Consider the following 9,537-nt stretch of genomic DNA (forward strand, 5'->3'; position numbering starts at 1 on the left):
CTCATCGCCTCGCCAGGAGGCCCTGGGGCCGCAGCGCGAGCACCAGCACCATGATCAGGAAGGTCACGACGATCGCATAGGTCGGGATGTAGACCGAGCCGAGCTGCTCGGCAAGCCCAATGATCAGCGCGCCGAGCGCGGCTCCCGGGATCGATCCCATGCCGCCGACGATGACGACGACCAGCGAGGCCAGCAAAAAGCGCGTGTCCTCGCCGGGTGAGATCGACTGGAAGGTTCCGCCGACCACGCCGGCAATGCCGGCCAGCCCCGCGCCCAGTGCGAACACCAGCACGAAGACGAGCTGAATCTGCACACCGGTCGCCGCCAGGATCTCGCGATCATCCACGCCGGCGCGCACGATCATGCCGACGCGGGTGCGGTTGAGCGCGAGCCACATCGCGACGCCGATCACGACGGAGCCGCAGAAGATCACCAGCCGCACCAGCGGATACTGCAGGAACACAGCCTCGCCCGACGATTTCATCGCCGTCATCAGCGGCAGCTGTACCGGCCCGATCAGCCAGGCTGGCGTCTGGATCTGATAGAAGTCGCCGCCGAACGCCCACAGCATCAGATCGGCGAACACGATCGAGAGGCCGATCGTCACCATGGTCTGGCGCAGGTCCTGGCCCTCCATGCGGCGAAAGACGAGCAGCTGCAGGAGAACGCCGATGGCCGCGACGACAATGAAGGCGGCGACGAAGGCGAGGATCCATGACCCGGTCGCGGCGGACACGCCGTAGCCCACATAGCCGCCGAGCAGATAGAGCGAGCCGTGCGCAAGGTTGACGTTTCGCATCAGGCCGAAGATCAACGTGAACCCGCTCGCGACCAGGAAATACAGCCCGCCCAGCGTGATGCCGTTGAACACCGCACTCAGGAACACCTTCTTGCGGCCGATCGCCTCCTCGAGCCCCGGCGGCCAGACGGCGAAAATCAGCCACGCCAGCAGCGCCAAGACGAGAAGAATGATGAGGGACCAGATCGGGTGACGCTCGATGAAGCGGCTCATCGTCCCTCCCTCACGACAAGAGGGACGGATCCGTCGTCACAGCGGAAAGGCGCATTCAGCCGAAGATCGCCGGGTCTGCCGGCCATCGCTCGTCCTCCCTCGTCGGATCCTTTTGCGGATCACGTTGCCCAGAGTGTAGCGGCAGACGAGAGTGCGCACTTGATCGACAGTCTCTTTTCGCGCGACGCGCAGCAGCACATCAGGCGCGCAGCACCTTTGCAGCGCGGCGATAGTCGGTCGGCGCCATGCCGACATTGCCGGCGAAGAAGCGCGTGAAGCCGCTCTGGGAGGTGAATCCGAGATCGAACCCAATGTCGGCAATCGGTGCTTCCGTTGCCACGACGGCATCGAGCGCCCGCTCCATCAGCAGCGTATTCAGATAGAGATTGGGCGTCACTCCGGTCTGGCTGCGGAACAGCCGATAGAAATGCGGCCGCGATAGTCCGGATTCGCGGGCGATCTGATCGAGCTCGATCTCGGCGCATGGACTGTCCGACATCAGCTTGATGCACTTGCGAACACGAAAATCCGTCACTTCCGCGCATGGCCGTTCGGGCATCTGCTCCGAAACGCGCCAGCTTTCCTCGTAGCAACTGTCGATCAGCTGCCGCAGCTCGCCGTCGAGGCAACCGAGCGATGGCGCGCCACATACCAACGCTGCGGCGCGGCGAATGCAGCGATCGAGCGCGGCGGTCCGCCGGAAGCAGGTACGACCAAACCGCAAGCCCTGCTCGCGCGCGGCCGATGGCGTGAACCACTCCGCATTGACGTAGAGCACGAAGAAGATGGCGCCGTTGCCGACATCGTTCGGCAGGAAATTATGCGGTTCCCACGGATTGACCGCGACGATCCAGTTCTCGCCGATCTGATAATGCTGATCGCAGACGTCAATATCGGCCGGCGTCCCGCCAACGTGAAAGATCAGATGTCCCTCGCGATGGGCATGCACATTGAATGGCCGATTGAGCTGATAAACCGTCGCACGGCCGAAGCGAGCATGAAAGACGGCGAGCGCCCTACTCATCACTTCCTCACCGAAATGGTTCTTATTATTCGTCAGCGTCGATCATCGCTTGGCAGAAAGCAAGGGACGCGACGACGCGGCCCGAGCCCGCTCGAGCCGCGTCGCCCTCTGCAGAAAGGTCAGTACTTCTTACATTCAGGCACGGTGCGGCTCGGCAGGCCGATCTTGGCGAAGGTGGCGGCATCATATCCCAGCGTCTGGTTGACGTCGGGAATCACCTTCACCACCTTGCTGAACAGCGCGCCCTTGCCGTCGTCGACGACCTCGGTGACGAAGTTGGTGCCGATGGCTTGGCGGTTGGCGTCGAGCTTGATCTTGCCGTTGGGGGCATCGATCTCGATCTTCGCCAGCGCCGCCTTGAGCTTGGCCTGGTTGTTCGACAGATCGCCATTGACCTCGCGCAGCGCCAGGATCAACGCCATGGTCGAGCCATAGTAGTTGGTGGCGAGCAGCGACGGGCTCGGGAAGCGCTTCTCCGGCGGGAACGAGTCCTGATAGGCCTTCACGAACTTCTGCCAGCGCGGATCCTCCCAGGTATCGGCCTGACCCGACGCCGCAATCGTACCGATCAGGGCGTTCTTGGCATTTCCCTTGGACGACAGGATGGTCTGGTCGATCATGATCGAGCCGCCCATCAGGTGCGCCTTGCCGCCGGCCTGCTGATACTGGTTGAGGAAGTTGACGGCATCGGCGCCGCCGAGACCGAGATAGATCGCATCGACGTCATCGGGCAGCGCCGCAATCACCGACGCGAAATCCTTGGTGCCGAGCGGGACCCATTGCCGGCTGGTGATCTTGCCGCCCAGGCCGCAGAACTCCAGCGCCAGGCCGAACACCTGGGTGTAGATGAAGGAATAGTCTTCGCCGACGGTCGCGATCTTGCGATAGCCCTTGGTCTCGTAGGCATATTTGCCGAGGCCGACCTGCCATTGGGCGCCGTCCATGTTGAAGCGGAAGAAGTTCGGCGCGGGATCGACATAGGTCGTCTCCTGTGCGCCGGACGCGGCGTTCACGAAGGTCAGCTCAGGGTGTGTCTTGGCGAAGTTCTTGACGGCGATGCCCTCGTCGCCCGACAGCGGCGACAGCAGGATCTGTACCTTGTCCTGCTCGATCAGCTTGCGCACGGCACGGACGGCCGAGTCCGGCGTGGCGTCGGTCGACGCGACGACGAATTCCAGCTCCTTGTCGCCGACCTTCTTGCCGAGCACGTTCAGCGCGGTGACGTGTCCGCGCATCCCGTCCTCACCGAGCACGGTATAGGTGCCCTCCAGCGTCGCCGTGACGCCGACCTTGATCTTTTCCTGCGCGAATGCCGTGCCGGACAGCAAAAGCGCCGTGAACACGGCGATACCTACACTTCGCATGTGCATCGAACTCCTCCCTTGTCGCCCATTGCCGGGGCACACGAGCGTGTGCCGGCCACTGTTTTTCTGGCCATGTTGGCAGCGGACCTTCCCGGCGCCTCGCGTCATCTCTGACGAGCGACGGTCAGTCCCCATCGACCGCGGAGGCTACCGGATGAGCCGAGCGCGCGTGCAACCCGCCTGGCCTCGACCTTGACGACGAGTCTCATTTTCCATGATGCGACGCGATAAGGGCGTGATGCATTCCGCGTGCGTCGCGGTCCCGTCAGTCCCCGGCAGGCGCGGTCGGCGACCTCGCCCCGCTGCAGAGCCCGAGCAACTCAACTGCCTCGGCCCGGCTCCCTCGGATTCGTCTTGGCGTTCAGTCGTCGCGATCGTACCGTCACCCGGGAGCGACGGACGCGCCGCTTCCGGAATTCCAACCCGCACATGACGATATCGATGCTTTCATTCGGGCGCCGAACGCGGCGCCCGTGGAACGCGAGCCATTTCTCGACCTGCCGCACGACCACGCGGCCGAGGTCCAGCCGCCGCACCAGCTCTTCACGCGTATGCAGCGAGGCGATGTCGACGATGTAGTCGAGCCGCTCCGACATGGTCCGGCCGACGAGCCGCGCGTATTCACTCGATACCAGCAAGGTTACGACCCGCTCAGGCAGATGCGGCTCACCCATTTCCAATCCTGCACTCCACCGTGCCCGCCGGCCGACCCGAAAGGTCGGCAATCCGGCAAATGCAGGCACGGCGCCCCCCGATCACAATTCGACCGTGACACGCCAGGGACGGCCCGGTCGCCGCGACGATATCCTTTCGCCTCATTCCACGACGCCGCGCGCGGCGCGCTCATCGTCGCTCTGCACTCGACTTTCCATCACGAGTACACGCGCTCCGCCCGGTCGCGAGACGGCGCTGCATCCTGGTCTCTCCCCGTTGTCGACACGAGCGACTTCGTGATCTCCTGAGCCCGCATCGGCAACACCGAGAGCAGCGTGTCGCTCAGGCCGTGCGAGGTTTCGGCGCAGCCTTGGACATAGACTTGTGGACAAAACGCCGGGCTTGTCCGCAGACGATAGTCGCGATCGAGCGACGCCGACTCGATGTAGCGGCTGATCGGATCGAGACACGCCGGGACCGGAGATCGCTCGTAGCCGGTGGCGAGCACGACGGCATCGTACACTGCCCGGCGGCGGACCTCCTCGTCCTTGTTGACGAACTCGAGCTCTATCCCCTCCGGGACGGCATGAGCTGCGACGATCTCGCTACGCGGATGGAGCGTCAGCTTCCGAGCCCCGGCGACACGCTGTTGGTACGTCATCCGGTAGAGCTGATCGAGCAGGTCGGGGTCGACCACCGCATAATTGGTATTGCGGAAGCTGCGGACGATTTTCTCGCGCTGGCTGTCGGACCGCGAATGGAAATAATCGGTGTAGTCCGGGTTGAAGATCTCGTTCACGAACGGGCTGCTATCGGCCGGCTTGAGGGCGTGCCCGCGGAAGACCAGATCGATGTGGGCGTCGGGAACCCGTTCGCTGAGATCGAGCGTGACTTCAGCCGCACTTTGCCCGCCGCCGACGACCGCCACCCGCGGCGACCGGCTGTTCGATCCTGCCGCAAGCGACGAGCCGAGATAGCCGCTGGTGTGCACGACCCGCGGATCGATCGCGACCGCTCGAAATACCGACGGGATGTGCGGCACGCCGCCGACGGCGGCCACGAGGTGCCGCGTGACGCGTGACCGTTCTTTCCCGTCAGCCATGCGCGTGAGCACGCGGAGCGCGGTGACGGACTGGCCGGCGTGCACGGGCTCGACAGCCTCGACCGTCTCTCCATACGCAACCATGCCGCTGAACTGACCGGCGACCCAACGGAGGTAGTCGTTGAACTCGATCCGGCTCGGATAGAACGTCTTGCAGTTGGTGAAGTCGAGCAGCCGCCCGGATTTGTGCAGGTAGTTGACGAAGGTGAACGGACTGGTCGGATCGCGAAGCGATACGAGGTCCTTGAGGAAGGAGATCTGCATGTTGCTGCCGGGCAGCAGCATGCCGCCATGCCACTTGAAGTCCTGCTGCTTCTCCAGGAACAGGGACCGACATTTCAAGCGCTGCTGTCTCGCGCAATCGTCGAGCGCGATCGCCAGTGCGAGGTTCGATGGCCCGAAGCCAATGCCGACGACATCATAGTCAGGGGCAGGATGATACGACATGGTGATGCTCCGTCCGCGCTAGGCTTCTGTGGGTGCTTCCTTGGTCGCCGGCTGCCACAGCCGGTCGCCGAAGAAGCGCTCGCGCAGCAACATGACCAGGGTTGCCCGCTTGTGTGGGAAATCGAAGTTCTTGAGCCGGGCAAACCCAGCCAGATCCAGGTTGCGCAGCTGCTGCGAATGCGCCGCCGCCGGCTCGCCGACGATACGCTCGGTGCGGCAATCGTCGAGGAACATGTAGTGCATGAGCGAGGGAAGCCAGGCCGTGATGAAGCGGCGGCCCCGGAAGCCGTCCTCGCCAACGATCACGTGCCAGCCGCGATCATAGTCCGCCGCATCGTAGAACGGCGCGATGCGATTTTCCTTCGCCCAATAGAGCTCGAAATAGCCGAACGGCTGATCACCGAAGGAGCCGATCAGCGGCACCATGTGCGGGTCCGACATGATCCGCGACAGATACTGTCGGTGCTTGTCGATGTCCCCCGCTTCGTTCCAGAACGAGTCCACCCGCGGATCGTTGAGCCAGCGGTGGACCAGCAGGAGATCGTGAGCGATGTCGACGACGCGAAAACTGACGACGTCGGACAGCCAGGGAATGAAGCGGGCGTAGACGGTGCCGACCGGCTTGGGCGGCCGCCGCGGATGCCGCCTGCCGTCGGTCATCGCGTAGGACAGCGGAAACGCCGGGCGCGCGGCGCCCGTCAGCCAGTTCTCGCGAAGCTGCATCACCATGTCCGGATACAGCGTCAGCCTGCCGTCGGTCACGACCGCAACGCCGTCTTTCGCCAACGCCGATGCTGCTGCCGGGTTGTCGTCAGGCGTGATGACGAGCCTCTCGAGCGACGGCGCCCAGCCGAAGACCGCTTCGGCCATTGCCGCCACTCCGCGCGACACCCGGCGCCAATCATCGATCCCGTCGTGCACGATCAGACGCGTCAGTTCGCCATCCGGCCGAAGCGACAGCAACGGCGCGCCGTCCGCGATCACCCGGAGCCCGTCATCGTCGCGAACGACCGACATTGTCGCATCGGTTGCGACGGGGAATGTCCGGACACTACCCCTAGCGCTCGCAGTCGCGCTCATGCGAACTCCTTCCCTCTCATTGATCTGCACGGGCGCCATCTCTGTCCACTCCCGCTCAGGATGTAGATCGGCCGGCACGACGAAGACAACAAAGTCTGTAGCGCTGTCTTTAGATTAACTACAAAGATGCGGCTCACGGATTCGATGCTCCAAGCGACGGAGCGGGCTCCTGCATAACGGTCGTGAGCGTGCGTGGCCTTTGTGCCGGCTCGCGGCGTTCAGCGGCGTCGCTGGCGTCAATCCGACCGTCGCGCAGGCGCACGATCCGATCGGCGCAGTGGAAGTAGCGATCGTCGTGTGAGATCACGATGATCGTCTTGCCCAGACGTTTGAGGTCGGCGAGCAGCTCGGTGTAGAAGATTTGACGGAACGCCGGGTCCTGATCGGCCGCCCATTCGTCGAACACCAGCACCGGGCGTCCCTCGATCCAGGCATTGATCAGGGCGAGCCGCTTGCGCTGGCCCGTCGACAGGTCGGTGGTTGAGAATGCGCCGCCATCGATCGAGACCTTGTGGGCGAGCTCGAGACGGTCGAGATAGCGCTGCGCGAGCTCCGGCCGCTGACTGCTCTGCTGCGCCAAGGTGTCGAACAGGAAATAGTCCGAGAATATTGTGGTGAAGAGCTGCCGATAGTCGTCGCGGGTCTCGTTGACGACCGGGCTGCCGTCGCGCAGCAGCACGCCGCGGTCGGGCACATAGAGGCCGAGCAGCAGCTTGATCAGCGTCGTCTTGCCGCTGCCGTTTTCACCGACGATGAAGACGATCTCGCCGCGGCGAATGCGAAGGTCGATCGGTCCGATGGTGAAGGGGCGTTCGGACGACGACGCCGGGAAGGCGTAGGAGACGCCGCGCAGTTCGATCGATTCGATCTGGTCGGCGGTTCGATCCTGCGGATCATCGAGCAGGCCCGCCTCTGCGGCGGTGAAACGGTCCGACAGCTCGGCGATCCGGCGCATCGCGACCTGCGCGCGGCCGAGCGACGGCAGCATGCCGATCAACTGGTCGATCGGTCCGCGCATGAACAGCAGCACCAGAACGAAGCCGCTGGACACCGAGGCCGGGCTGTCGGGCCACAGCAGTGGACGCAGCACCAGAGCGGTCCCGATCACCAGGAACAGGAGAACCGTTCCGAGCGCACGCGCCGTCACGAGCAGATTGATGGCCTTGATCTGCACGTTGCCGATCCGGTCGACCGTCCGCCCGATCAGATCGACATGGACGTGGCGCCGGCGCGGGCGATGCAGGCGCAACTCCTTGGCGCCTTCGGAGATCGCGCGGTAATGCTTCTGCAGGTCGTCTTCGTATTGGCGCGCGAGAGTGAAGCCCATCATTCCGCGCTTGCGGGCGAGATAATGGACGAACGACCCGAGCGCGATCAAGGCTGCCGTGACCAGGAACAGCGGCCACGATAGCACCGCCAAGTAGATCAGGCAGCCGGCGACGATGACGCCCGACACCAGGAAGGCCGGAAAGAAGAACGCGAAATCGCTGATGGCGTCGACATCCTTGGTCAAGACCGGGATGAGGCGGTGCGACCGATAGGATTCGAGCTGGTCGATCGGCGCCATCAGTATCTTGGCGGCCAGCGACTTGCGCAACGAGGCCACGATCCGCTGGCCGACGACATTCGCGCTGATGTCAGAGCCGACCGACCCGATCACGATCAGAATGCAGAGACCCGCGAACGAGGCGACGAGGCCACCGACGTCGCCTGCCCCTGCGTAGAGGCCGCGGTTCACCACGGCGAGCAGGCCCGCAACGCTGGCGCCGCCGAGGAGACCGAGCAGAATGGCTGCGGCGAGCAGCAGCCAATAGGGCCGCAGCAGGCTTCCGACGCTGGCAACGCCTGGATTGGATGGCGTCATCATGGATTGCCGGCTCCCATTCGCGTGGCGAAGACAGCGGCGAGCTTGGCGCCGATGTCGGCGCGGGCGTGCAAAGCGTCCGGAACGACGTTGCCCATGCGCAGGAACTCGTGGATCATGCCGGGATAGACCTTCAGATCCACGGCGGCGCCGGCCGCGCGCAAGCGTGCGGCATAGGCCCTTCCCTCGTCCGCCAGCGGATCGAACTCGGGGAGCACGATCAGCGCGGGCGCGACGCGCGTGAGATCGGACGCGGCCAGCGGCGCAAATCGCCAGTCGTGGCGATCGGCGTCATGGCGGAGATAGTGGTCGAAGAACCAGTCCACGGTCTCGCGCTCAAGCAGATAACCCGAACCGTATTTCTCGTAGGAGTCCGAGACCTGCTGCGGGCTGAGCCCGGGATAGGCGAGGACCTGAAGGACAGGCTGCGGTAAGGCCCGGTCGTCGCGCGCGGCGATCGCCAGCGCCGCGGCCAGCGTGCCCCCCGCACTGTCGCCGCCGATCGCGACCCGCCGCGGGTCGAGGCCAAGTGCAGGCCCCTCGCGCCCGATCCAGGCGAGGGCATCGACGCAGTCCTCGAATGCCGTCGGAAACCGGTGCTCCGGCGCCAGCCGGTAGGCGATCGACAGCACTGCCGCGCCGCTGTCATCGGCAAGGCCCCGGCACAACGGCTGGTGCGAGTCGAGGCTGCCGACGACGAAGCCGCCGCCATGCATGTAGAGCAGCACGGGCATCGGATCGGCGACGTCCAACGGCCGCGCTGCATAGAGGCGCCCGGCGATCTCCGTCGCGTCGCGCATCGGCAGCGCAAGCTGCCTCTCGAAGGCGAGCGGCGGCGGATCGACATCCAGCAGCGGCGAGGAGGCGTCGAAATCGGCACGCGCCTGCGCTGGCGTCAGTTGCGGAAACGGAATGCGCGCGCCCGATTCCGTTCCGAGCTGGATCATCTCGAGCAGTGCCGCGATATCAGGATGAAGGCCCATGGTCACC

Annotated in this window: 8 protein-coding genes; all 8 read right to left on the bottom strand. The window is 64.6% G+C overall.

The window, feature by feature from the left end:
* Position 1: 1 nt before the first annotated feature.
* The gene (locus QW887_RS25225) at positions 2–1,012 is read right to left on the bottom strand and encodes a branched-chain amino acid ABC transporter permease (protein ID WP_316175865.1); all 1,011 of its coding nucleotides are present in this window, start codon (positions 1,010–1,012) and stop codon (positions 2–4) included.
* Between the two features lie 199 nt (positions 1,013–1,211).
* Complete coding sequence (locus QW887_RS25230) at positions 1,212–2,036, bottom strand: AraC family transcriptional regulator (protein WP_315827785.1); 825 nt, start codon at positions 2,034–2,036, stop codon at positions 1,212–1,214.
* Positions 2,037–2,155: 119 nt separating this feature from the next.
* On the bottom strand, positions 2,156–3,406 hold the full coding sequence (locus QW887_RS25235) for an ABC transporter substrate-binding protein (protein WP_315752524.1): 1,251 nt from the start codon (positions 3,404–3,406) through the stop codon (positions 2,156–2,158).
* A 314-nt stretch (positions 3,407–3,720) separates the two neighbouring features.
* Positions 3,721–4,074 (bottom strand): hypothetical protein, encoded by a 354-nt coding sequence (locus tag QW887_RS25240; RefSeq protein ID WP_316175866.1) that lies wholly within the window; start codon positions 4,072–4,074, stop codon positions 3,721–3,723.
* Between the two features lie 197 nt (positions 4,075–4,271).
* Positions 4,272–5,603, bottom strand: a complete 1,332-nt coding sequence (locus QW887_RS25245) for a lysine N(6)-hydroxylase/L-ornithine N(5)-oxygenase family protein (protein WP_316175867.1) — start codon at positions 5,601–5,603, stop codon at positions 4,272–4,274.
* An 18-nt stretch (positions 5,604–5,621) separates the two neighbouring features.
* On the bottom strand, positions 5,622–6,683 hold the full coding sequence (locus tag QW887_RS25250) for a GNAT family N-acetyltransferase (RefSeq protein ID WP_410052619.1): 1,062 nt from the start codon (positions 6,681–6,683) through the stop codon (positions 5,622–5,624).
* 133 nt (positions 6,684–6,816) lie between these two features.
* Positions 6,817–8,550 carry a cyclic peptide export ABC transporter gene (locus tag QW887_RS25255; protein ID WP_316175869.1) on the bottom strand — a complete coding sequence of 578 codons (1,734 nt, stop codon included), beginning with the start codon at positions 8,548–8,550 and terminating at the stop codon, positions 6,817–6,819.
* Positions 8,547–9,530 carry an alpha/beta hydrolase gene (locus tag QW887_RS25260; RefSeq protein WP_316164880.1) on the bottom strand — a complete coding sequence of 328 codons (984 nt, stop codon included), beginning with the start codon at positions 9,528–9,530 and terminating at the stop codon, positions 8,547–8,549. Before QW887_RS25260 ends, QW887_RS25255 begins: the two co-directional genes overlap by 4 nt.
* Positions 9,531–9,537: the final 7 nt, after the last annotated feature.

Origin of the sequence: Bradyrhizobium sp. SZCCHNRI3052 (assembly GCF_032484895.1) — a bacterium.
GTDB lineage: Bacteria > Pseudomonadota > Alphaproteobacteria > Rhizobiales > Xanthobacteraceae > Bradyrhizobium.

Excerpts from the sequence above, each read along its gene's own strand:
- QW887_RS25260 (WP_316164880.1), bottom strand. The coding sequence starts at position 9,530 with ATGGGCCTTCATCCTGATATCGCGGCACTGCTCGAGATGATCCAGCTC.
- QW887_RS25240 (WP_316175866.1), bottom strand. The coding sequence starts at position 4,074 with ATGGGTGAGCCGCATCTGCCTGAGCGGGTCGTAACCTTGCTGGTATCG.
- QW887_RS25225 (WP_316175865.1), bottom strand. The coding sequence starts at position 1,012 with ATGAGCCGCTTCATCGAGCGTCACCCGATCTGGTCCCTCATCATTCTT.
- QW887_RS25250 (WP_410052619.1), bottom strand. The coding sequence starts at position 6,683 with ATGAGCGCGACTGCGAGCGCTAGGGGTAGTGTCCGGACATTCCCCGTC.
- QW887_RS25235 (WP_315752524.1), bottom strand. The coding sequence starts at position 3,406 with ATGCACATGCGAAGTGTAGGTATCGCCGTGTTCACGGCGCTTTTGCTG.
- QW887_RS25255 (WP_316175869.1), bottom strand. The coding sequence starts at position 8,550 with ATGATGACGCCATCCAATCCAGGCGTTGCCAGCGTCGGAAGCCTGCTG.
- QW887_RS25230 (WP_315827785.1), bottom strand. The coding sequence starts at position 2,036 with ATGAGTAGGGCGCTCGCCGTCTTTCATGCTCGCTTCGGCCGTGCGACG.
- QW887_RS25245 (WP_316175867.1), bottom strand. The coding sequence starts at position 5,603 with ATGTCGTATCATCCTGCCCCTGACTATGATGTCGTCGGCATTGGCTTC.